This is a genomic window from Thalassospira sp. TSL5-1 (assembly GCF_001907695.1).
Lineage (GTDB): Bacteria > Pseudomonadota > Alphaproteobacteria > Rhodospirillales > Thalassospiraceae > Thalassospira.
Genome location: NZ_KV880638.1, coordinates 941,758 through 963,094, shown reverse-complemented (window position 1 = coordinate 963,094; position 21,337 = coordinate 941,758). Strand labels below are relative to the sequence as shown.

The 21,337-nt window shown below is 54.6% G+C and carries 20 protein-coding genes; 7 read left to right on the top strand and 13 right to left on the bottom strand.

Features of this window, described 5'->3' with window-relative positions; genetic code table 11:
* Positions 1-17: 17 nt before the first annotated feature.
* From ileS to LF95_RS13915, 3 genes are all read right to left on the bottom strand, one after another.
* Positions 18-2,855: an isoleucine--tRNA ligase gene (gene ileS, locus LF95_RS13925; RefSeq protein WP_073955641.1), complete on the bottom strand. Its 2,838-nt coding sequence runs from the start codon at positions 2,853-2,855 to the stop codon at positions 18-20.
* Positions 2,856-2,955: 100 nt separating this feature from the next.
* On the bottom strand, positions 2,956-3,933 hold the full coding sequence (locus LF95_RS13920; protein WP_073955640.1) for a bifunctional riboflavin kinase/FAD synthetase: 978 nt from the start codon (positions 3,931-3,933) through the stop codon (positions 2,956-2,958).
* Positions 3,934-4,152: 219 nt separating this feature from the next.
* Positions 4,153-4,599: a MaoC family dehydratase gene (locus tag LF95_RS13915; RefSeq protein WP_073955639.1), complete on the bottom strand. Its 447-nt coding sequence runs from the start codon at positions 4,597-4,599 to the stop codon at positions 4,153-4,155.
* Positions 4,600-4,947: 348 nt separating this feature from the next.
* Here LF95_RS13915 and LF95_RS13910 point away from each other — a divergent pair, with 348 nt between their 5' ends.
* A complete protein-coding gene (locus LF95_RS13910; protein ID WP_073955638.1) occupies positions 4,948-5,739 on the top strand; it encodes a class I SAM-dependent methyltransferase in 792 nt (263 codons plus the stop codon).
* 16 nt (positions 5,740-5,755) lie between these two features.
* Here LF95_RS13910 and LF95_RS13905 read toward each other — a convergent pair whose 3' ends face one another.
* The gene (locus LF95_RS13905) at positions 5,756-6,604 is read right to left on the bottom strand and encodes a sterol desaturase family protein (protein ID WP_073955637.1); all 849 of its coding nucleotides are present in this window, start codon (positions 6,602-6,604) and stop codon (positions 5,756-5,758) included.
* Positions 6,605-6,806: 202 nt separating this feature from the next.
* Between LF95_RS13905 and LF95_RS13900 the strand changes: the two genes are divergently transcribed.
* The 4 genes from LF95_RS13900 (at position 6,807) to LF95_RS13890 (ending at position 9,958) form a co-directional block, all read left to right on the top strand.
* Positions 6,807-7,835: a M23 family metallopeptidase gene (locus LF95_RS13900; RefSeq protein ID WP_252509767.1), complete on the top strand. Its 1,029-nt coding sequence runs from the start codon at positions 6,807-6,809 to the stop codon at positions 7,833-7,835.
* A gap of 420 nt (positions 7,836-8,255) precedes the next feature.
* Complete coding sequence (locus LF95_RS23640; protein WP_256359957.1) at positions 8,256-8,378, top strand: hypothetical protein; 123 nt, start codon at positions 8,256-8,258, stop codon at positions 8,376-8,378.
* Positions 8,379-8,588: 210 nt separating this feature from the next.
* Positions 8,589-8,915 carry a hypothetical protein gene (locus LF95_RS13895; protein WP_073955635.1) on the top strand — a complete coding sequence of 109 codons (327 nt, stop codon included), beginning with the start codon at positions 8,589-8,591 and terminating at the stop codon, positions 8,913-8,915.
* 173 nt (positions 8,916-9,088) lie between these two features.
* Positions 9,089-9,958 carry an NUDIX hydrolase gene (locus LF95_RS13890; RefSeq protein WP_073955634.1) on the top strand — a complete coding sequence of 290 codons (870 nt, stop codon included), beginning with the start codon at positions 9,089-9,091 and terminating at the stop codon, positions 9,956-9,958.
* Between the two features lie 48 nt (positions 9,959-10,006).
* Here the strand turns inward: LF95_RS13890 and LF95_RS13885 are convergent, their stop codons facing one another.
* The 3 genes from LF95_RS13885 to LF95_RS13875 all read right to left on the bottom strand — a co-directional run bounded on the left by LF95_RS13885 (position 10,007) and on the right by LF95_RS13875 (position 12,026).
* Positions 10,007-10,588, bottom strand: a complete 582-nt coding sequence (locus LF95_RS13885; protein ID WP_073955633.1) for a hypothetical protein — start codon at positions 10,586-10,588, stop codon at positions 10,007-10,009.
* Between the two features lie 157 nt (positions 10,589-10,745).
* Entirely contained in the window at positions 10,746-11,219 is a 474-nt protein-coding gene (locus LF95_RS13880; protein WP_073955632.1) for a methylmalonyl-CoA mutase, read from the bottom strand.
* 153 nt (positions 11,220-11,372) lie between these two features.
* Positions 11,373-12,026 (bottom strand): NnrU family protein, encoded by a 654-nt coding sequence (locus LF95_RS13875; RefSeq protein ID WP_073955631.1) that lies wholly within the window; start codon positions 12,024-12,026, stop codon positions 11,373-11,375.
* A 192-nt stretch (positions 12,027-12,218) separates the two neighbouring features.
* Between LF95_RS13875 and LF95_RS13870 the strand changes: the two genes are divergently transcribed.
* Complete coding sequence (locus tag LF95_RS13870) at positions 12,219-12,641, top strand: GcrA family cell cycle regulator (RefSeq protein ID WP_073955630.1); 423 nt, start codon at positions 12,219-12,221, stop codon at positions 12,639-12,641.
* Positions 12,642-12,779: 138 nt separating this feature from the next.
* Here the strand turns inward: LF95_RS13870 and LF95_RS13865 are convergent, their stop codons facing one another.
* Both LF95_RS13865 and LF95_RS13860 read right to left on the bottom strand, forming a co-directional pair.
* The gene (locus LF95_RS13865) at positions 12,780-14,738 is read right to left on the bottom strand and encodes a bifunctional 2',3'-cyclic-nucleotide 2'-phosphodiesterase/3'-nucleotidase (RefSeq protein WP_083607685.1); all 1,959 of its coding nucleotides are present in this window, start codon (positions 14,736-14,738) and stop codon (positions 12,780-12,782) included.
* A 187-nt stretch (positions 14,739-14,925) separates the two neighbouring features.
* Positions 14,926-16,269, bottom strand: a complete 1,344-nt coding sequence (locus LF95_RS13860) for an MFS transporter (RefSeq protein ID WP_143182044.1) — start codon at positions 16,267-16,269, stop codon at positions 14,926-14,928.
* Positions 16,270-16,420: 151 nt separating this feature from the next.
* On the opposite strand from LF95_RS13860, the gene LF95_RS13855 reads away from it, so the two are divergent.
* On the top strand, positions 16,421-17,212 hold the full coding sequence (locus LF95_RS13855; protein ID WP_073955628.1) for an AraC family transcriptional regulator: 792 nt from the start codon (positions 16,421-16,423) through the stop codon (positions 17,210-17,212).
* A 232-nt stretch (positions 17,213-17,444) separates the two neighbouring features.
* Here LF95_RS13855 and LF95_RS13850 read toward each other — a convergent pair whose 3' ends face one another.
* The 4 genes from LF95_RS13850 to LF95_RS13830 all read right to left on the bottom strand — a co-directional run bounded on the left by LF95_RS13850 (position 17,445) and on the right by LF95_RS13830 (position 21,271).
* Positions 17,445-18,104: a hypothetical protein gene (locus LF95_RS13850; protein WP_073955627.1), complete on the bottom strand. Its 660-nt coding sequence runs from the start codon at positions 18,102-18,104 to the stop codon at positions 17,445-17,447.
* A 937-nt stretch (positions 18,105-19,041) separates the two neighbouring features.
* Positions 19,042-19,668: a DUF4347 domain-containing protein gene (locus LF95_RS13840; RefSeq protein WP_073955625.1), complete on the bottom strand. Its 627-nt coding sequence runs from the start codon at positions 19,666-19,668 to the stop codon at positions 19,042-19,044.
* Between the two features lie 219 nt (positions 19,669-19,887).
* Positions 19,888-20,796, bottom strand: a complete 909-nt coding sequence (locus LF95_RS13835) for a ketopantoate reductase family protein (RefSeq protein WP_073955624.1) — start codon at positions 20,794-20,796, stop codon at positions 19,888-19,890.
* A gap of 172 nt (positions 20,797-20,968) precedes the next feature.
* Entirely contained in the window at positions 20,969-21,271 is a 303-nt protein-coding gene (locus LF95_RS13830; protein ID WP_073955623.1) for a DUF6506 family protein, read from the bottom strand.
* Positions 21,272-21,337 lie beyond the last annotated feature (66 nt).

Sequence of the window (21,337 nt, the reverse complement as noted above, 5' to 3'; positions counted from 1 at the left end):
ATTTTCGTATTTACCGCTTATTGTGCGTCAACGCCCATTTCATCCACAGCATCGGCACAACGGTTACAAACGGTTTTGTGTTCCGGGTGCGAACCGACTTCGGGCAGGATCTGCCAGCAACGCTCGCATTTTTCGCCTTCGGCCAGGGCTGGCACCACCGCCACACCGGCAACATCCTCCAGACGATAGGCCGTATCCGGCCCTTCGCCTGCAATCAGTTCGATATCCGACGTAATGGCAATTTCCGCCAGGTTCAGGCCGTCAAGCGCGGTGATATAGGCTTCATCGGCATAAACCTTCGGTGCCGCGTCAAGGCTGCCACCAATGCGTTTTTCCGCCCGTTCGACTTCCAGCGCACCGGTAACAACACGGCGAAGTTTACGGATTTTTTCCCACTTCGTCGCCAGTTCGTCGTTTTTCCAGCCATCGGAAACGCTGTTATAGGTTTGCGCATGGACCGAGCTTTCATTGCCGTAGCGTGCCCGCCAGGCTTCATCGGCGGTAAAGCACAGAACCGGGGCCAGCCAGCGCACCAGGCAATCAAATACACGATCCATCACCGTGCGGGCCGCACGACGACGCAGGCTTGAAGGCGCATCGCAATAAAGCGCATCCTTGCGAATATCAAGGAAGAAGGCCGACAGGTCCTGGGCACAGAAATTGTGCAGTTCGATAAACAGCTGGTGGAAGTCAAACGCCGCAGTGGTTTCCTTCACCGTGTCATCAAGCATGCTCAGACGGTGCAGCACCCAGCGTTCGAGTTCCGGCAATTCGCTATCGGCGACTTTTTCTTCGTCGCTAAAGCCCGCGAGGTTGCCCAAAAGGAAGCGCAGTGTATTGCGCAGGCGACGATAAATGTCGGAATGGCGCTGGATGATTTCATCGGAAATACGCAGGTCATCATGGTAATCCGAGCTGACAACCCACAAACGCAGAATATCGGCACCGAATTTCTTGATCACATCCTGCGGCGCGACCACGTTATTGAGCGACTTGGACATTTTATAGCCCTTGCCATCCAGAACGAAGCCGTGTGTCAAAACCGCATCATAGGGTGCACGGCCGCGCGTCCCGCATGATTCCAGCAAGGATGAATGGAACCAGCCACGATGCTGGTCCGAGCCTTCCAGATACAGGTCGGCGGGCCATTTCAGATCCGGGCGTTCTTCGAGAACATAGCTGTGCGATGATCCAGAATCGAACCACACATCGAGCACATCCATGACCTGTTCGTAATCATCGGCATTATAATCATTGCCCAGAAAACGCTGCGCATCCCAGGTGAACCAGGCATCGGCCCCTTCTTCACAGAAGGCGGTATAGACGCGGTCCAGAACGGCCTGATCACGCAGGGGTTCGCGGGTTTTCTTGTTGACAAAAACCGTGATCGGAACACCCCAGGCGCGCTGGCGCGATACGCACCAGTCCGGGCGGTTGGCAATCATGGAATGCAGGCGCGCGCGCCCGGCTTCCGGCACGAAACGGGTATCGTCAATCGCCTTAAGTGCTGTTTCACGCAGGCCGGTTTCCGACATGGAAATAAACCATTGCGGCGTGGTGCGATAAATGATCGGTGCCTTGGAACGCCAGGAATGCGGGTAGCTATGCTTCAAACGACCCCGCGAAAGCAGCGCGCCATCTTCCACCAGCTTGGCAATCACGGTTTCGTTGGCATCGCCTTCCTTGCCATTGGCATCATAGATACAGCGACCGGCAAATAACGGCACATGGTCGTAATATTTGCCTTCGGCATCGATCATTTCGGGCACTTCCAGCCCGTATTTCAGGCCGGTGATATAGTCTTCCGGGCCGTGCGTCGGGGCGGTATGGACAAAGCCGGTACCGGTATCAGTCGTGACATAATCAGCGGGCAGCAGCGGCACATCATAATCATACCCCTGACCACGGAACGGATGGGCGCTCATCGTGCCCTCCAGGTCGCTTCCCTTGAAGGTGCCAACAACCTTATGGCCGAGAATACGGCCATTTTTGCACATGTCCTCAACCAGATCGGCACAAACGGCCAGCTTCTCGCCAACCTTGGCCCAGCATTCCTCGGCCGTTTCGGTGACTTCGATCACGACATAATCGATATCTTCGCCATAGGAAATTGCACGGTTGCCCGGGATGGTCCAGGGGGTCGTCGTCCAAATTACGATGCTGGCGTCATTCAGGGCTTCGACCGATGATTTCACCACCGGGAAGCGGACATGAATGGTCTTGCTGGTATGGTCGTGATATTCAATTTCGGCTTCGGCGAGGGCGGTTTTTTCAACAACCGACCACATCACCGGCTTCGAGCCACGATAAAGCGCCCCGTTCATCAGGAATTTGCCCAATTCGCGGGCAATCGCGGCCTCGGCCCGGTAATCCATCGTGACATAGGGGTTATCCCAGTCACCCATCACGCCCAGACGCTTGAATTCCTCGCGCTGGATATCGAGCCATTTCTGGGCAAATTCACGGCATTCTTTGCGAAACTCGGCAACGGGAACTTCGTCCTTGTTTTTGCCCTTGGCTCGGTACTGTTCTTCGATCTTCCATTCGATCGGCAAACCGTGGCAATCCCAGCCCGGCACATACACCGCATCCTTGCCCATCATCTGCTGGGAACGGGTGATCACGTCTTTCAAAATCTTGTTTAGTGCATGGCCAATATGCAAATGGCCATTGGCATAGGGCGGGCCATCATGCAGCACAAACTGCTCGCGCCCTTTGGAAATGCCCCGAATGGTGCCGTAAAGATCGTCCTTCTGCCATTGCTCCAGCAATGTCGGTTCCATTTTCGGCAAACCCGCCCGCATCGGGAAATCAGTCTGGGGCAGGATAACGGTCTTTTTATATTCGACGCTCATCGTGACAGTCCTGTCGTCTTGCACTTTAATTCACAGGCAAACCCCGGTCCGGGCTGCACCCTTTTGGGGCGCGCGGATCATAGCGGGTTCACAACCAATTTCAAATCCCGGGATTGACCGGCGGGTTCGCCGCCAGAATTTCACGGGCCGTTTGTACATCACGGCCGATCTGGGCCTTCAGGGCATCAAGCCCGTCGAACTTTTGTTCGCCACGTATAAAGCCAATCAGGCGGACCCGAACGGCGCGATCATATATGTCGCGATCAAAATCAAATAGGTGGGCTTCAAGCCCGGCTTCTTCGTCACCGCCAAAGCTGGGCCGCACCCCAATATTGGCGACTCCGTCTCGCCAGCATTCAACGCTGTGCGGGTCATCATGCTTCACCAGCCCCAAACGAATGGCATAAACGCCAAATTTGGGGCGCAAATGCAGGCCCAGGGCAACATTGGCAGTGGGAAAACCAATGGTCCGGCCCCGTGCATCGCCATGAATGACAATCCCGCCAATTTCCCACGGCCGCCCCAAAAGGTTACGCGCATCTTCGGGGCGTCCTTCGCGTAATGCCTGCCGGATCGCGGTTGAGGAGTAAATGACACCGTTATCATGGGTAACCGGCTCCACCGCCGTCACACCAAACCCGGCAACATCCCCTATCGTTTTAAGGGTATCGACATTTCCGGCCCGGCCCTTGCCAAAACAGAAATCCCAGCCCACCACAATGTGCCGCACGCCCAGGCCTTCAACCAGCACCTTGTAAATGAAGTCTTCCGCGCTCAGGGTCGCAAAATCGGGCGTGAAGGCAACCTCGTAAAACAGGTCAATGCCCAGTTCCGATGCAGCGGCAAGCCGATCCTCGGCCGATGTCAGGCGAAAGGGGGGCTCGCCTGCGCGAAAAATGGTGCGGGGATGGGGCTCGAAACTCAGGATGGCAAGGGGAACGCCAAGGCGCCCCGCAATGCGCCTGGCCTCGGCCAAAATGGTCTGGTGCCCCAGATGCAGGCCGTCGAAATTGCCAATTGCAACAACAGCGCCACGCGCATCGATGGGCAAATTTTCAAAGGATCGAAAAACGCGCATCAATGCCGTTCTCTCTGTTTTGCTCGCACAATGATTCCGAATACCGGGCTTTTTTAAAATCAAGCCCGGCAGGCAGCTATAAATCGGCCAAGGCCGCACCGTAAAGCCTTTTCCTGCTTATAACAGTGCAAAACAGCCCTGCTGGCACTTTATTTTACCAGCCTTGTCCACGGCCAGCCGGGCAGGACGGGCCCGATATCAGCGCAAATCAGCTTTAAATCAACTGGCCGTACCGCGTGCGGGCACCATAACGGTTGCTTCACCCGAAATCACCACACGGTCGCCGACAAAACAGGTGGTATCAAGCACAATGCGTTTTTTCGCGGCGATAATTTCACGCACCGTTACCTTTGCCGTCACGGTATCGCCAATGCGTACTGGCGCACGAAATTGCAGGTTCTGCGACAGATAAATCGTGCCCGGGCCAGGCAGACGGGTGCCAAGGGCTGTTGAAATAAACCCGGCCGACAGCATGCCATGCGCAATGCGGCCTTCAAACATGGTGGTTTTGGCAAATTCATCGTTCAAATGCACCGGGTTGCTATCCCCCGACACACCGGCAAACAGGATAATGTCCGTCTCGGTTACGGTTTTGGCATAGCTACCTTCCATGCCAACTTCCAGATCCTCGAGATAATATCCTTCCAGACCGTCACGCTTTGTCATCTTGTCGATCCTCATATCGTTATCTTTGTGCAACGCAATATAAACCGAGTATCATCGCCAAACAGGTGTTTCGCAATGGCCTTTTGTAAAAACAAATGAACTGTCACATTGTTTTGCCTGCTTTCGCGTGCAATGCACCATGCCGTACCGGCCAAATGGCTGCACAGGACATGGCATCTATGACATTGGGTTTATTGCATTAATCTTCATTGCTTTGTTCTCCTGTGCAATCAATATTAAGCGCAGCGACCCGACCAATGCTGCCCCGCCCGATTTTTGATGCAGCGGCATGGCCTGTGTGCTGCTTTGCTGTATTGCCGATATGCCAGCCAGTTACGGAACCAAGATATGAGATCCTCTGCCGCCGATATCTATGAAATCGCAATGGGCCGCTGGAGCCGCCGCCTCGCCCGCGCCTTTCTGGCTTTTGTTGATGCACCGGCCTGCGGCACGCTGCTGGATGTCGGGTGCGGTACCGGCAGCCTGACCCTGGCGGCAGCAACCCGTTATCCTTCGGCAGATATTACCGGCATCGATTTGATGCCCGATTATCTGGGCGAAGCCCTGTTAAATGCTGCGCCAAATGTAAAATTTGAAACCGGCGATGCGGGCAACCTGCCCTATGAAGCCGCCAGTTTTGATGCCGCCTTTTCACAACTGCTTCTGAATGACCTGGCCGACCCACAACAGGCCCTGCATGAAATGCAACGTGTGACACGCCCCGGCGGCATTATTGCGGCCACCGTTTGGGATCGCGCCGGTGGGCTGGCCTTTTTGCGGCTGTTTCTGGATGCGGCCGCAATCTTGTTTGATGGTGAAGGGGAGGCCCTGCGCGCCCGCATTTTCAAGGTGCCCTATCATGACGAAGACGCCCTGCTGGATTTATGGGCCGATGCCGGACTAACCGAAATTGGCACCGCCACCCTGTCGATCCGCATGGATTTTCTCGATTTCAACGATTACTGGCAGTCGCTTTTGGGCAGTCACAGCCTGATCCGTGAATTTTTTACATCCCTTGATGGCGAACAGGCCCACAACCTGCAATCCGCCGTGCGTCGCGCCTATATTGCGGGCAACATGGATGGCAAACGATCCCTTGTGGCATCCGCCCTTGCCGTGCGGGGCATTCACGCAGCCTGACAACTTTTGCCTTTCGTCAGGCATCCGTATCGGCGTGGCGAGGCTGCGGAGATTGCCGGGGCTGCTGAACTGACGGGGTACGACGAAACGGCAGCAACAGGCTCCCAACCAGCGACTGGCTTTCCCGGTCGCGAAATTCGTCAAGGCCGATCATCATCCTGCGGTCATCCTCACGCGACTTTTCCCGGTAGCTGGCAAAGAGACGGTCCCACACCGAAAGAATATTGCCGTAATTGCTGTTGGTTTCGTCCATCACCGCCGAATGATGAATACGGTGCATATCCGGGGTGACAAAAAGCCCGCGCAAGGCCAGGTCAAGCAAACGCGGCAAATGCACATTGCCATGATTAAACAAGGCAAAACTGCTCAGCAGGGTTTCATAAATCACCACCGCCCAGGCATCGGCCCCCAAAATAACAACAAAGCAGGATTTATACGCCGCCGAAACCGCAATTTCGAGCGGATGAAACCGCACCGCCGTTGAGATATCAAACCCGGGATCAACATGATGTACCCGGTGAAACCGCCACAGCACGGCAAACATATGGGTAAAACGATGCTGCCAGTAAACCGCGCAATCGAGCCCGACAATCGCCAGCAAAACTGCCACCGGGGCCGGTAAATCCAGCCAGGGCAACAGCCCCCAGCCCTGCCCCTGCGCATAGGATGCGGCAATGATCATGGCCGCCCCGATGGTAAAGCGGCTAAGTGCGGCCCCGCAAATCATCAGGGCGAAATTCGTTGCCCAGCGCCCGGCCCGTTTTTGCTCTTTGCCCTGGCGGTAGGGGACAACAGCTTCCCACAGGCCCATCACAACCAGCAGGGTGGCAAAAACCGCCAAACGAAAAAGCACCGTATGATCCATGACTGTGATGAAATTCCTGTGTAAAATGGATTTGAACTGTTTTGACCGCCCGTATACATATGACGGTTAACAATGTCAGGTGCGTGACGCTGTTTTTGGGGTATCGGGCGCATTTTTAAATACGATACCCTTGGGCTGTCTATGGGGCATGACACCCACAATATGGGTTCCCCGCGACAAGGCAATCAGCAAGGAGACCTTGATGGGTCACAAAATAGTGTTTTCCGCAATGTGTGCCGTGGGCATTCTGGCGGGGGCGCTGATCACGGCACCGGCGCGCGCCGATGGCCCGCCTTTTGACCTGCCTGTCGATTGCTCTTATGGCGAATGCAATGTCGTGCATTATGTCGATCATGATGCCGGGCCCGGTATTCGCGATTTTGCCTGCGGCACCAGCACCTATGACGGCCATCGCGGCACCGACTTTGCCATTCCCGACGAAGAAGCCATGATCAGTGGTGTTGCTGTACAAGCCGTGGCTGACGGCACTGTCAGCGCCACCCGTGACGGGGTCGAGGATATTGATGCAGGACGCCTGAACAAGGATGCCCTGACCGGCATTGAATGCGGCAATGGCATTTTGATTGACCATGAAGATGGCTGGCAAAGCCAGTATTGTCATATGCGACGCGGGTCGATTGCCGTGCGCAAGGGCGACCATGTCAGCCGGGGGCAAACCATTGGCCTGGTTGGCATGTCCGGTCAGGCCACGTTCCCGCATCTGCATTTCAACCTGCGCCAGAATGATAAATTGATCGACCCGTTTAGCGGCACCGACATGGCCGACCCGGGCACAGATAATTGCAGCACGGGCCAGGCCGTTCTCTGGACGCCCGAAGCCTCCGCCCAGATGACCTATCGCGCCGTACATCTTTATGCGCTGGGTTTTTCATCGGGCCGCCCCAATGCCACCGACATCAAACGCGGCTATGACCGGGGCGATACTTTGCCCGCCACCAGCCCGTCGCTTTATTTTTGGGGTTATCTGATTGGCGTGAATGATGGCGATGTGATCACCCTTAATGTTGCTGGCCCGCGTGGTTTTAACGGCAGCCGCGATTTCACCATCAAACTGCCCAACGATAACGGCCCGCGTGCCAAATGGTTTTACGTCAATGCCGACCGCCCCGGCGACCAGTGGCGCAGCGGAACCTATCAGGGCCGTGTGCTGTTTTCGCGCGATGGTAAAGCCCCGGTCGAAATTGGCACGACGGAACTGCATATACCCTGATACCCCCGTTTGATTAAATTCACGGCAATTCGCGGCGAATTCACACGACATTCCCGGTGCCTGCCTTTTGGCACGCCACCCCAAATAACGCCCCCTGCCCTATCGGCAGGGGTGGTGCGCAAAACGGTCCTGCCGGGTTAAATATTGCCCCTGAATCGGCAGGCCGCATGCGCCCAAGGGTTGCGCAAAGAAATCCGAATCCCACCTCAGGATGGAACCAAACCATCAGCGGGCCGTTTTACAAAGGTTGGAACTGTTAATTTTCAGCCCGCAAACCCGCAGAAAACCTTATCTATTCCATCAGGTTGAAGGTTTTTTGACGTTTTTGACTGCGCAGCACTTGTAACCGGTGCCAATGCCTGCCTATATTTCAGTGGTGCACAGAGAAGTGCATGAGCCTGTCACTTAGACGGAGATAAGATGATGAACAAACGCAAAGCTGTTGCTATCGCCATTGCCCGCGAACAGCAAATCGCCCGCTCGATGGAAATTCTGTTTGCCGGAACCATCGTTGCCATGATCGTTTCGCTTCTCGTTCTCTAAGAAACGAACGGTTCATCATCTCGGGGAGGGATCCCCGGTTTTTTGTGATAGGCGGCACTGCAAGGTGCCGCAAGTTTCCAGATTTTCCAGACAAGCATGACCCGACACCACGTCACAGCCATTCAGATTACGCGAATTATTCGCCCGGTGGTCTAAGGACCCCGGGATATTTCTCGTTTTATCTGAATCAGAATAGATGTGTGTATCGTCATGACCAATCATGCCCTTTTGGCGCAGGATGTCCCTGCCCGCTCCCTTAATTCCGTTTACTGTTTTGCTGTTCACGCGGTTGCCGAACCCGATGTGATGCCGCGCGTGCTGGAACTGTTTGCCAAACGCAACCTGATCCCAACCAGTTGGCATTCCATTGTGGCCCATGACCGCAATGGCAATGAAGAACTGCAAATCGACATTCAGATCCAGCAATTGGAAGGCCGCATCGCCGACCATATTGCGCGCTGCCTGCGCCAGATCGCCAATGTGCAAACCGTGCTGACATCGGAAAAGGGCTATTCCAGTTCCGTCATCGGTGCCTGAGCGGCCCTGGCATAACGCGTTCTGTGGCTGGTGGTTACAAAACGGGCAAGCCATACCCGATATTGCCCCCGCGATATTGCACAGGACAAAGCATATGCGCTAACTATGAGCTGACAATGTGACAGGATAAATGCCTGTCACATGCCGGTTTGTTCCTGTTGCGGAGTCGCCCGATGACTTTTATCGACCATATCCATGCCTGCAATACGGCCAAACCAGAGGATTACACGCCGTTCTGCATGGATGGACGTGTCATTGGCGGCACCCGCCCGGCCTTTGCCGATGCCCTGCTGGCCCATCCCTCGGGCATGATCACCCGGCACCCCGAGACCGGTGCCCTTCATCTTGCGCCCGAAATTGCCAGCCACGGCGATCGTTCGAGCACTTTTGCCAAGCTGGTGAAAGATTTGCACAATGATGGCGTGATCAAAAGCCTGCATGGCGAAAAATTTGATGTGCGCCCCACGCTGGCCGATGCACCGTTGTGTGTGATGGACCGGTCGGCCATGTCCTATTTCGGCTTTCGGTCCTGGGGGGTGCATTTAAACGGCTATGTGCGCAAAGCCGATGGCATCCATATGTGGGTGGCCCATCGTTCCAAAACCAAACCGACCTATCCCGGCCAGCTTGACAATATGGTCGCCGGCGGCCAGCCCACCGGCTATGGCTTTCGCGAAAACATGATCAAGGAATGCGCCGAAGAGGCCAACATCCCCGAAAGCCTGACAGCCGCAATGAAGGCGGTGGGCACGGTGTCCTATGTGCACCAAACCGAAAAGGGCATAAAACCCGACGTGATGGTCAATTATGACCTGGAACTGCCGCAGGATTTTGTCCCCCGCCCTGTCGATGGCGAAGTCAGCCATTTTGAACTTCTGCCCATCGCCGAAGTTGCCGACATCGTGCGTAACGGGTTTGACTTCAAATTTAATTGTGCGCTGGTGATTATCGATTTTCTGATCCGCCACGGCATGATCACACCCGATAACGAACCCGATTATGCCGAACTGAGCATCGGCCTGCATCGCGACATTATCCGCTAAGGCCTTTTGACTTTTTTCTACGCGCCAACATCGACACAGTTGCCAAACTTAATGCCCGGCCTTGTCCTTGCCATCCATGCCAAAGGCGCTTAACGCCATCAGGGTCAGTTTCATGCGGGCATCGGGGTCCAGGGCATCCAGGTCGGCCTGTTTTTGGCGCATGGTGCTTAACGCCTCCAAAATCAGCTTTTCACGCCCCGGGGCAGATCCGGCCTTGGCCTGGCGGCCTTTTTCCTGCCCCAACTTATCATCAGCCTGTTTTAACGCCCCCAGAACTTCGGAAGAGGGGTTTTGCGCCTCGGTCAGGGTTTCGGCCAGCGCCAGGGCGCGGGCTTCTTCGGTGCTCATGCCGGTGGCTTCATGGGCAATGGCGCGGTCGGCAATACGGCGCGTCTGGCGGGCCTGCTCTGCCTGCTGGGCCGGGGTTTGCACCCGCGGCATCGTCCCGGCCCCGCCACCATAGGCGGCACTGGCTGCGGCCCGGTTGGCCGTATTTTGCGGGCCATTTGCAGGCGGGCGCGCATCCAGCGGGTCCACCGGCAAGGCCTGCGCATCCTGATAGGCGCGTAACGCCTCGCGCCCGCTTTTGCCAACAAAAACGCGCAACAGCGTTTCTTTAAGCATACCCATTAAACTTCCCTTCGCACATCTACCTGACGACAACCGGGATTCATGCCCCGACAAAACAGGGCGGATTGCGCGCTCTCTTGCGCCTCCCGGATCAATATCATGCCGCAAAGGCGGCAAAAAATCACGGACCTTTATGGCCGTGCCGATATAAAACGATCTAACGCGGCGTCAGCGATGCTGGCGACATTCGGCTTTCTTCCACCAGCAATAAAAACTGCATCAGCGCCCCGATGTCGCCGGTGGCAAAATGGTCAATGTCAAAAACAAAATCCACATTGTCCCGCGCGGGGTCGTCCGGGTGGCCCACAATACCAAACTGCACATATTGCGCCCCTTGCGCATCGAGCGAGGAAATAAGGTCCGCCACACGGACGCGGTCGTCTCCTTCCGCCTTCAGGCGGATCAGGGCCAGAATATCGGCATCACAATCCACCACCTGTCGGGCAATCGACACCTCGGTGGACTGGGCCGGGGCAATATCAACATCAAAACCGCCATCGGCAAACAGGGTTGCCACGGCTTTAAGCTGTTTTTCTTCATCGCGGGAGGCCGCTGCGACCAGAATGCGGGGATGTCGGCCTTCTATTTCAGCAAAGCGCGACAACATGGAGGCAAGTTCACTAGAGGTCATGGCACCTCGCAAAATAACCCGGCAGAGAAGCCGCCGGTAAACTCGGAACCAGTAAATAACAGCCTGGTTGCGATTGGAACGTCACATCTTATCACAACCTGCCCACCCCGGAGCAAGCATCGCAAAACCCCGGCATCTTAAAAATTGAAAGATTCAAAATGCCAGCGGGTCGCGCCCCAGCACCAGCGGATGCAACGCCAGGATCACGCCATATAATATGATCCCGCCCAATACGTCGCGCCAGTCCAGCGCCCCTTTTAACAATCCAGGCACGTAAAACCGCCGAGTCCCTGCTGACAGGCGGTCAAATTCCGCCGCACCAAGCTGGCGAAGGCGCATTTTTTCCATACGCCCCATGCCCAACAGGGCAAAAAGCGCACTGCCACCAAAAAATATTGCGGCGGCCAAATGCCCATTGGGAAACAAATGCGCTGTTCCCCAAATGAACACACCCAGTAACAGGGGATGACGGGTAAAGCGGTTAATGCCGGGATGGGCAGGATCATAGCCCTTTGCCCGGCCAATCGACAACGGGCAGGGCTGTCGCAGGGCAGCCACCCAAAGCCAGCAGACCGGCAACATCGCCACCAGCGGAACCCAATGGCTGCGCGGGTCATAGGGCCAAAGGGCGATATAATCGGCATTTAATTCTGCCGCGATCACCCAAACCAGCAGGCCTATTGAAATTGCCGAAAAAGCGAACAGATAAAGAGAGGTTCCCAAAGCAGCAACAAGCTGACGACGGAACAGGCCCGGCAATATATGGCCTGCCAAAAATGCAACAATGGAAATGAAAAACCACGTCAAAATGCGATCACCTCTTTACTTTGACGGCGCAACATGCAAATTGCCCTCCACGTTTCGCGCACCCTGAACGGGCAGCCCGTTGGCTTCGCCCCTTGCGCCGCGCGACTTTAGCGGATACCTCTTTATCCCTAATTGATTTTACGCAATAAAGCTGGGTTTATCCCAAACATCGGAACACGGAATATACTCGACATGAGCTGGACACCGGAAAAGATTGAATTGCTGACTTCGCTCTGGAATCAGGGTTGGACCACGGCACGCATCGGTGAAGAGCTGGGTGTGGGCAAAAACGCCGTTGTCGGCAAGGCGCACCGCCTGGGCCTGCCCAAACGTCCGTCGCCGATCCAGCGTCGTGCTGAAGAATCAGAAACCAAAAAGGCCCCAGCGCCCAAGGTTCTGTCGAAAGGCATCAGCATTTACGACCTTGGACCGGGCATGTGCCGCTGGCCGTTTGGCGACCCCGGTGACGATGATTTCCATTTCTGCGGCAAAAAAATCATCCCCGGCAAACCCTATTGCGATGAACATTGCGCTGCGGCCTACCTGAATGGCAAAAGCCCGCGTGAAGATAACCCGCGCAACCCCAATCATGGTGGCCCGAACAACAAACGTTGATCATGCGCCCCTGTTGAAAAAATCGAAAAGGCCGTCCTTCGGGGCGGCTTTTTTCGTGCTATCAACCTTGCCGAAACGACAAAACCCCGCCATAGCGGGGTTTGCCAGAAAACGACGACGATCAGGAAACAATCGCGTTTATTTCAAAGTTGTCAGCACATATTGGGCAAAACCTTCGGGGGTTTCACCGACATAGCTGATATTGGTCGGCGCATTGACCGCATTTGATGCCTTGGGGCTGGTGACAAACGTTACCTTGCTGGCATTGCCCATCGGGGCCAGGCGCCAGTTGTCATCGGCTTTGGGGTCGATGGTTTTTTCTTCCATGATGTAATTTGCCAGTACGGTGCGGTTTTCATCGGGCGCATCAACAATGATGGTCGAACCATCCAGCCCCGGGAAATGGCCGCCGCCACTGGCCCGGTAATTATTGGTCGCAACAACAAATTTCTGGTCGCCCTCAATCGGTTTACCGTCAAACTGCAAATTGACGATACGATGGGCATTCGGGTTCACAACCGCGCCATCCTTGTTATAGCGGGCGGGTTGCGTCACATCGATTTCATAGGTTACGCCATCGATGACATCGAAATTATAGGTCGGGAAATCCTGATTGATCAGCATCTGTTCCTGATCACTGTTCGGATCGATCTGGTTAAATTGCCCGGCCGACATTTCCAGCCATTCACGCACCTGATCACCGGTCAACAGCACGGCGCGCACGGTATTGGGGTAAATATACAGGTCCGCCACGTTTTTCAGGGCGATTTTGCCTGCCGGAATATCGGTATAATAATCCGGCCCGCCGCGCCCGCCAGCCTTGAACGGCGCCCCGGCCGAGAGGATCGGCAAGCCGTCATATTCGGTCCCGGCCAAGATCTTTTTCAAATACCATTTCTGGGCATTGGTCACGATCTGGATCGAGGGATCATCCGCCACCAGGGCAAAGAAGCTGTTAATGGCAGACTCACTCGTCCCTACCCCTTCGCGCATATAATCAATCGTTGCCTTATGCTCGGTTTCCACCGCCTTTAGAATTTCCGGGTCGGCATCGACCAGCGGCACAATATCGCGCCCTTCGCGATGATAAATCGGCTCGGCCTCCGACAGGGAATTTGTCACCTGCCAGGTACCGTCATCCTTTACATTCAGGCTTAAATCAATCACGCCAACATGGCTGCCCCAAAAGCCGGGCATCACGGCAGGAACCCCGTTAATGGTGCCTTTGGTCAGGTCAACACCTTCAATATCGGCAAATTTTTCTGACGGGAAAACTTCGTGGGCATGACCAAACAGAATGGCATCAATGCCCTTAACCTTGGACAGGTAATAGGTGGCATTTTCTTCCATGCCGTGGCGGGTCTGGGTGCTCATGCCCGAATGAGGCACGGCAATCACCAGGTCCGCGCCCTTTTGGCGCATTTCCGGGACATATTTTTCGGCCATATCGACAATGTCTTTGGTAATAACATGACCTTCTAGGTTGGCCTTGTCCCACTGCATGATCTGGGGCGGGGCAAAGCCGATAACGCCAATGGTGATGGGATGTTTTTTGCCATCCTTATCCACCAGCTCGCGTTTCAAAAGCTGATAGGGCGTAAAATAGGGTTTGTCGTTATCCGGGTTATTATCGCCATCATCGACAAAAATATTGGCATTCACATAGGGGAATTTCGCCCCGGCAATGGCGTTACCCAAAAATTCCAGCCCGTAATTGAATTCATGATTGCCAACATTGCCCACATCGTAATCCATCAGGTTCATGGCTTTATAAACCGGATGAACCTCGCCTTTCTTCAGGCCATGACGCTTGGCCATATAATCGCCCAGCGGGTTGCCCTGAATAAGATCGCCATTATCAATCAGGATGCTGTTATCAGCTTCTTCCCGCGCCTTTTTAATCAGGGTGGCGTCCTTGGCAAGCCCCACCGTTTGCGACGCGGCATCCCGATAATAATCGTAATTGACAAGGTGCGAGTGAATGTCGGTGGTTTCAAGAATACGCAGCGACACGGCGCTGTCGGCAAGGGCGGTGCCCGCCATCAGACTTACGGACAGGCCCATGATCGCGCAGGCCAACGGACGGTAGAAAGTCATAAAGTGCATCCCTGAAAAATGGTGATCTGTGTGACCAATGTATTTCTGATTGTCTGGTCAGGATTTGAAGATTTTGCGAAAATCGCAGCGATCACGCAAACAAAAACGCCCATCCAGCAGAACAGGCGTTTTTTAGGTTTGAATGTTCACGCCATAAAATCCAACAGCGTGAGGAACTTAGGTAAAATTACCGGGCTGCCTGCCCGACGGATACTGCAGAATCCGTACCGCCAACAACCACCTCGTTACCCGGTCGCGGATCATGGGGCACGTTTAACGACAGAATCAACGACCCCAGCGCCAGCACCGCCCCGGTTAAAAAGACCGCACTGGGCGAGACCAGCCACAACAACCCAAAGGCTGCGGGCAAAAACACCGCCGCAATATGGTTGATGGTAAAGCTGACCCCGGCGGTTGAGGAAATATCACCCGGATCGGCGATTTTCTGGAAATAGGTTTTCATCGCAATCGCCATCGCAAAGAACATATGGTCAATCACATAAAGCCCGGCGGCAATGTGGGCATTTTGCACAAAGGCATAAGAAGTGAAAACGATGAACAGCCCGCAATATTCCACTACCAGCGCGCGTCGTTCGCCCCATTTGCCAATCAGACGGCCAATTTTGGGGGCCAGCACCATATTAATGGCATGGTTTAGCAGGTAAAGAATGGTGATGGTTCCGACATCATAACCAAACTTTTCCACCATCAGAAAACCGGCAAACACGGTAAAAATCTGGCGCCGTGCTCCGGCCATAAAGGTTAGCGCGTAATACAGCCAGTAACGGCGGCGTAAAACCAGCTTGCGGGTTTGCGGATGGGCATCCTTGAATTTGGGAAACACCATCCAGGCAATAACCGCACCGATAATGGTCAGCGCCCCGCCCGCCACATACACCCCACGATAGGGCATGGCGAAAATTTCCATCATCACCCAAACGCCGCCAAACATCAGCAATGACGCAATGGACTTTGCCGACAGCTGACGGCCCATCACCATTGCCGCCCGGTCCTTTGCCACCCATTGCAGGGACAGCGCCTGTTGCATGGTTTCAAAATAATGAAAGCCAATCGACATCAGGACCGTGGTGCAATAAAGGCCGATCACGGTGGGGAAATAGCCGCTAATGGCAACGCCCAGCCCCAACACCATCAGCGACAGGATGGCAAAGGTTTGCTCGCGGAAAATCAGCAGCGCAAAAATGGCGGTAAAGGCCAAAAAGCCGGGAATTTCCCGCAAAGACTGCAAAATGCCAATTTCCCGGCCAGTAAAATCGGCCATTTCGACGGAAAAATTATTCAAAAGCGCCATCCAGGTCGAAAAGGACAGCGGCATGGCCGCCGCCATCAGGATCAGCAGCACTTCAGGGTTATTGCGCCAACCGGTTGGTCCGGCGGCCCCTTCTTTGGCAAAAGCCGTCTGGTCCGGGGCGGTACTTGCCAAATAATCGGGTGCATGGGCATCCGGCTCTGTCGGGTTATGCGCCTCGGCGTTATGCGTCGGGCGCGGGGCAGGATAAGGGGTGGGCATAAGACCGTTTCCTGAATGTTCATGAACCCGCATCAATACGAATTCATCCGGGGAACCCGGGAGTTGTCTGGATTGCTTCCAAATTAAACTTGTCCCGTCCGTCTGTCTCACGGTAATCTGCCATTGAATACGGCAAACAGGACATATTTCCATGTTAAAACCCGAAAATTCACCCCCACCCCGCCCGCGCCCGGATAAATTGCCGCGCCCGGTTTATGTGCGAATTTGTGATTTTCCGGCCGGGCGCTGTGTAGGCATGCACCATCACGACTGGTACCAGCTTATCTATTCCAGCGAAGGCACCATGACGGTCACGACCGAAGCCGGCATATGGGTTGTACCGCCGCAACGCGCAGTTTGGGTGCCACCGGGCGTCGATCACGCGGTGGCCCATGCCACCTTTTGCCGGGCACGCCATGTTTATATCGACCGCGATGTCCCGGCCAAATTAAGCAATCAGTGCATGGTGATTGAAGTCAGCCCGCTTTTGCGCGAACTGATCCGCGCTGCGGCACAAATTCCCGTTGAATATGACGAACAGGGCGTCGAAGGCCGCCTGATCCAGGTGCTGCTTGATCAGCTTGCTGCGCAGGTCCATAGCAGCAACCTGCACCTACCCGCCCCCAAGGATGCAAGGCTTGCCCGCATTTGCCACCATCTGCAATCCGACCCGGCCGATAATCGCACCCTTGAAGCATGGTCGCGCGATTGCGGGGCATCCTCGCGCACATTGGCGCGGCTGTTCTTGCGCGAAACCGGCATGCCCTTTCGCGAATGGCGACAAAAACTACGGCTGCTCTATGCGCTCGAAAAACTCGCCCATCACCGCCCGGTCACGGAAATTGCTCTGGATCTGGGCTACGAAAACACATCGGCCTTCATTGCCATGTTTCGCAAGGCAACCGGCAAAACGCCGGGCACCTATTTTAATACCGCCCAATAATCGCAAGGCCCACAAATTGCCGGGTTTTGTAAAACCATCAGACGCAAAATCACTTGCCCCACACACAACCAAAACATGCCAGACCACCGCCCCAAATACAAAAACGACCCCGGAAGGGCCGTTCAAACAGGCTTATGCCGCTTGTGAGCCGCATAAAGCGCGCTTTATCATTTTGACAGGATGATCGGGCAAATCGGCCAAGGAACAGCCTGACATTTAAAGCGCACAAAGGTTAGTCAAAATCCCGTCCAAACCGATCACCTGGCAGCAGAATATCGTCCTCTTCGGCGCGAAGACGGTTCAGATATCGCGATGTTGCCTGCGACAGGCTCCGCCCGGTCCGCCGGGTTTCCGAACACAGATTATGAATGTGGACTGCATCATCAATCGACCATTCCCGATCTTCCCGGGGCACCTTTTCACGGTCGCTAGCACGTCGATTATAAGGATGCTTTTTGCCCTTCGCAGCAGAATCAGACATCTCCCGCTCTGCTAAAAGGCGCAACAGCTTCACCAGATCGGGCAATGCCTCCATCACATTTTGAAGGGATGACAGGCCTTCGCTCAGGGCCTGTATCATGGCCGCAGCCTGTTCGCTCGACAACACGGCAGACTGATTTTCCCCGGAAAGAGAGGTCAAATCAGCAACAGACGCCCGCGCGGGCAAGCGTCCAGTCACTTCGGACAAATGCGCAGTCATCTGCGACAGGGCATCAGACGGTGGAGAATCTGCCCCGGAAACCAAATTTAACACCTGGAATTTTTTCCATGCGCGATGGTTCGGCTCACCGCTTCTGCGGCCCGGACTGATATCCAGTTGTGGCTGATAAGGCCCCCGATAATTCACCTCACCCTGTCTGCGGGCGGGGTGCATATCATTGACCGTACGCATTTCCTCCTCCTGAGAATCCGCAATACTGACGCTTCGGGACCATGCCCGAAAATGTGCTCTTATTACCTATAAGAACGTTCACAATAACAAGTTTCACAGCATAGCGATACTATACGTTCTCTCGCCCTGCCAAATTCGTACAATTATTTCAATATTCCTGTTCTTTAGATTAGGCCCCTACCCACACCCTAGACGACAACATAATTGCCCTTGTGCATCCGGAATTTATTATAAGTTGTATAATATCGGGTGTAAATTCCCGACTCGGCACAATACAAACCGACAAACGGTTGATTGGGACATGACACAGCAAGCATTAAACGGCAGCACCAAAGCCCGTGCTAATCAATTGGGTTTATATACGTCAAATACACCTGATTGGTCATTTTCACATGCCCCCCGAAAAAGCCTTCCAAAAAAATTTCAAAAAAGAAAAAGATGGGAATATAAATTACACGCCTAGCGACCAGGGATCTGAGAAAGTTCTGAAGATAGATCACCCCAAAGCCATCAATACAATTGACCGAGTTGGAATTACCGGCTGCGGAATATGCGCATTGACTGGACCTTTCTTGTTTACGAAAAATTTTTATATCTCGATAACTTGTCGCCAAGATACCTAATAGCAGGCCTGATCATGTTTTGTGTTGGAGCGGGGTTAAGACCTTTTCGAACAAAAATTTCGCTTAGTATGCGTGCATTAAAGCTCAAGGAAGCCGGAAAATTTTAATTCGGAAACTATAATCCATATCCTATTTCAACAAAAAACCGGAGGCCACCGCACGGGCCTCCGGTTTTGTGACTGGCAGGATATGGCTCAACCTCCCCCGAGCGGCCATATCCCTGCCAGTCTGGCGCGGACAGCTTGCCGACAAAGGCAGAGGCGTCGCGCCGCGAAACATCATTTATATGAAGAAGGGCATGAATCTATCCGATATCAGCCTCGCCGCCGTTCTGTGACCCGGCGGTCCATACCGGTGCGCCGCTCGCTCCGGGATAGGGGATCAGAATAATCCGCTGTTTCCCTCGTCTCATTGATCTCGGCCAAAGACGAAGCACGCATCATACGTGGGCGGTCCTTGCCCACATTTACCAAAGCGCCGGTAAACGCCTCAAGCGTTGCTGCCAACACCTGATCAAAGGCCAAATCTGTGACGGCACAGCCATGAAAGAAGAAAAAGGCGTCGTTCGCCAAGCCATCGCGCCACCGGCGAAACTGTTCAGACTGCCGGCGCAGACATGCAACATCGAGCATCGACGCACCCAGGACCATGCCATCATGACAGGCACGCGCAAACACATGCACCGTCTGGATATTTTCGCGTTGCGTCAAAACCTTGCCCATCAAGGCAATGCCATCTTGCGCAGTCCCAATCATGAAAATTTCGGCAATACCAGCATACCGCCAGATAATGGCGTCAATATTTGCCAAAGACTGGTCGATAAAAACAATACAGGCCGCACGTCCGTGACGTGCCCCAAAGCCCGCCTTGCGCACCGTTTCCGACAACCTCCCTACCGGAGCGTTTTGCCAGAAATTAACGGCATAATTTCCGTTTGTCATAGATGCCCCCTACCTGTGGTCATCCTGCGTTATGATAAATGCCCCAATATTGCGCCTTCATGTGCACAATTTTATTTAATTTCTAAATTATCTGTACCGAAAACACTGCGACTCGTCCAGTTACAATCCCCTACACCCAAGGATCAGGAACTATCCCCCACCCCGCACAAGCCCCTCCTTGCGAAGGGGAAAACCAGCCCCCAAACGGCAAATAAAACCTCAGGCCCTGGCCTCGTGCTGCGCGCGCTGCTCCAGAAGCTTCACAAGAGTATAAAGCACCTGATTGGCCGGTGTCGGCACGCCAAACGCGCCCCCCTTGCGCACGATATAGCCATTCAGGTAATCGATTTCGCTGGGTTTTCCCCGCATCAGATCCTGCGCGGTTGAGGAATATTGCGCGGGCATGGTTTTGATAATACCGGCAACCGCAGCCTGAATATCGCCAGGTACCGATACGCCAATGCGCCCGGCAACCGCCAGGCATTCTGCGACCACATTTTCAATCACCGTCATCACACCCTCGCCTTTGGCCAGTTCGCCATAAGGCAACCGCGAAATGGCGGAAAGCGCATTATAAGCACAATTTAAAATCATCTTGGCCCACAGCGCCCCGGCGGCATTTTCGGAAATCTCCACCGGAATGCCCGCCGGACCAAAGGTATCGGCAATCCGCTCACTTTGTGCGCCCGGCCCAATCACCAGTTCACCCCGGCCAAAATGGGCAACATGCCCGTCACCAGCCATCCCCACCGCGACATACACGACAGCAGGAAGCACTCCGCGCCCGATCACACCCGAAAGACGTTCTGCATTATCCACCCCGTTCTGAAGGCTCAACACAATGGCATCGGATGCCAAATGTGGCGCGATTGCCGCCCCGGCACTTTCGGTATCGGTCGATTTTACGCAAAACAGAACAATATCCGCCCCAGCCACGGCGGCCGGATCAATACTGGCGGCAAGCGGAACTTTTGCAACAGCACCCGCACTTTCAAAAACAAGCCCGTTTTTATTAATCGCCTGCACATGGTTCGGGCGGCCGATTAAAACGACGTCATGTCCGTGCTGCGCCAGTTTTGCCCCGTAATAACAGCCAACGGCACCGGCCCCCATAACCGCGATTTTCATCCTGCTTTCCTCGCCTGATCAGATAGTTTCATTCACCGTTGGCAACAATGCCCGCCATCGCACCCGTGCCCGTGCCCGTGTCCGTAGCCTGTATCACAGTACTGGCACCGTCCGCCTCCAACCGTGGCAGGGGCGCAAATCTGCCTGACCAACTGCATTGAGAAGACGATCGCTATTTGCGCCATCCCGGTTTTAACCTTGCGGCATTTTCGTCATCAAAAATCACCCGGCCAACAGGGACAGTTTCGCCAATGGCTTCTTGCAGGCGAGCATAATCTTCATCGCTAAAGCCACCAGCCAACTCGATCAGCTGTATGCCCTCGGCCACCATCGCCATTGCCTCGGCCACCAGGGCATCGATGTCGCCACTGGCAAATATTGTCGACGTGAAGCCGTCTCCGGGAAGAGTTGTTCGTAAACCGGCGGGCGGATATCCACTTGCCTTGATCAGAAAAGCGTATTTTCGCAATACCATACGGGTTCCTCTCAATCCGGCGTCCTCGCTAGGGTCACATTGACAGGGGACGTTGCAACGCACAAC

Excerpts from the sequence above, each read along its gene's own strand:
- LF95_RS13860 (WP_143182044.1), bottom strand. The coding sequence starts at position 16,269 with ATGCCCACCCCTTATCCTGCCCCGCGCCCGACGCATAACGCCGAGGCG.
- LF95_RS13915 (WP_073955639.1), bottom strand. The coding sequence starts at position 4,599 with ATGACAAAGCGTGACGGTCTGGAAGGATATTATCTCGAGGATCTGGAA.
- LF95_RS13855 (WP_073955628.1), top strand. The coding sequence starts at position 16,421 with ATGTTAAAACCCGAAAATTCACCCCCACCCCGCCCGCGCCCGGATAAA.
- LF95_RS13835 (WP_073955624.1), bottom strand. The coding sequence starts at position 20,796 with ATGAAAATCGCGGTTATGGGGGCCGGTGCCGTTGGCTGTTATTACGGG.
- LF95_RS13840 (WP_073955625.1), bottom strand. The coding sequence starts at position 19,668 with ATGACAAACGGAAATTATGCCGTTAATTTCTGGCAAAACGCTCCGGTA.
- LF95_RS13900 (WP_252509767.1), top strand. The coding sequence starts at position 6,807 with ATGGGTCACAAAATAGTGTTTTCCGCAATGTGTGCCGTGGGCATTCTG.
- LF95_RS13865 (WP_083607685.1), bottom strand. The coding sequence starts at position 14,738 with ATGACTTTCTACCGTCCGTTGGCCTGCGCGATCATGGGCCTGTCCGTA.
- LF95_RS13870 (WP_073955630.1), top strand. The coding sequence starts at position 12,219 with ATGAGCTGGACACCGGAAAAGATTGAATTGCTGACTTCGCTCTGGAAT.
- LF95_RS13910 (WP_073955638.1), top strand. The coding sequence starts at position 4,948 with ATGAGATCCTCTGCCGCCGATATCTATGAAATCGCAATGGGCCGCTGG.
- LF95_RS13895 (WP_073955635.1), top strand. The coding sequence starts at position 8,589 with ATGACCAATCATGCCCTTTTGGCGCAGGATGTCCCTGCCCGCTCCCTT.
- LF95_RS13830 (WP_073955623.1), bottom strand. The coding sequence starts at position 21,271 with ATGGTATTGCGAAAATACGCTTTTCTGATCAAGGCAAGTGGATATCCG.
- ileS (WP_073955641.1), bottom strand. The coding sequence starts at position 2,855 with ATGAGCGTCGAATATAAAAAGACCGTTATCCTGCCCCAGACTGATTTC.
- LF95_RS13880 (WP_073955632.1), bottom strand. The coding sequence starts at position 11,219 with ATGACCTCTAGTGAACTTGCCTCCATGTTGTCGCGCTTTGCTGAAATA.
- LF95_RS23640 (WP_256359957.1), top strand. The coding sequence starts at position 8,256 with ATGATGAACAAACGCAAAGCTGTTGCTATCGCCATTGCCCGCGAACAG.
- LF95_RS13890 (WP_073955634.1), top strand. The coding sequence starts at position 9,089 with ATGACTTTTATCGACCATATCCATGCCTGCAATACGGCCAAACCAGAG.
- LF95_RS13885 (WP_073955633.1), bottom strand. The coding sequence starts at position 10,588 with ATGGGTATGCTTAAAGAAACGCTGTTGCGCGTTTTTGTTGGCAAAAGC.
- LF95_RS13905 (WP_073955637.1), bottom strand. The coding sequence starts at position 6,604 with ATGGATCATACGGTGCTTTTTCGTTTGGCGGTTTTTGCCACCCTGCTG.
- LF95_RS13850 (WP_073955627.1), bottom strand. The coding sequence starts at position 18,104 with ATGCGTACGGTCAATGATATGCACCCCGCCCGCAGACAGGGTGAGGTG.
- LF95_RS13920 (WP_073955640.1), bottom strand. The coding sequence starts at position 3,933 with ATGCGCGTTTTTCGATCCTTTGAAAATTTGCCCATCGATGCGCGTGGC.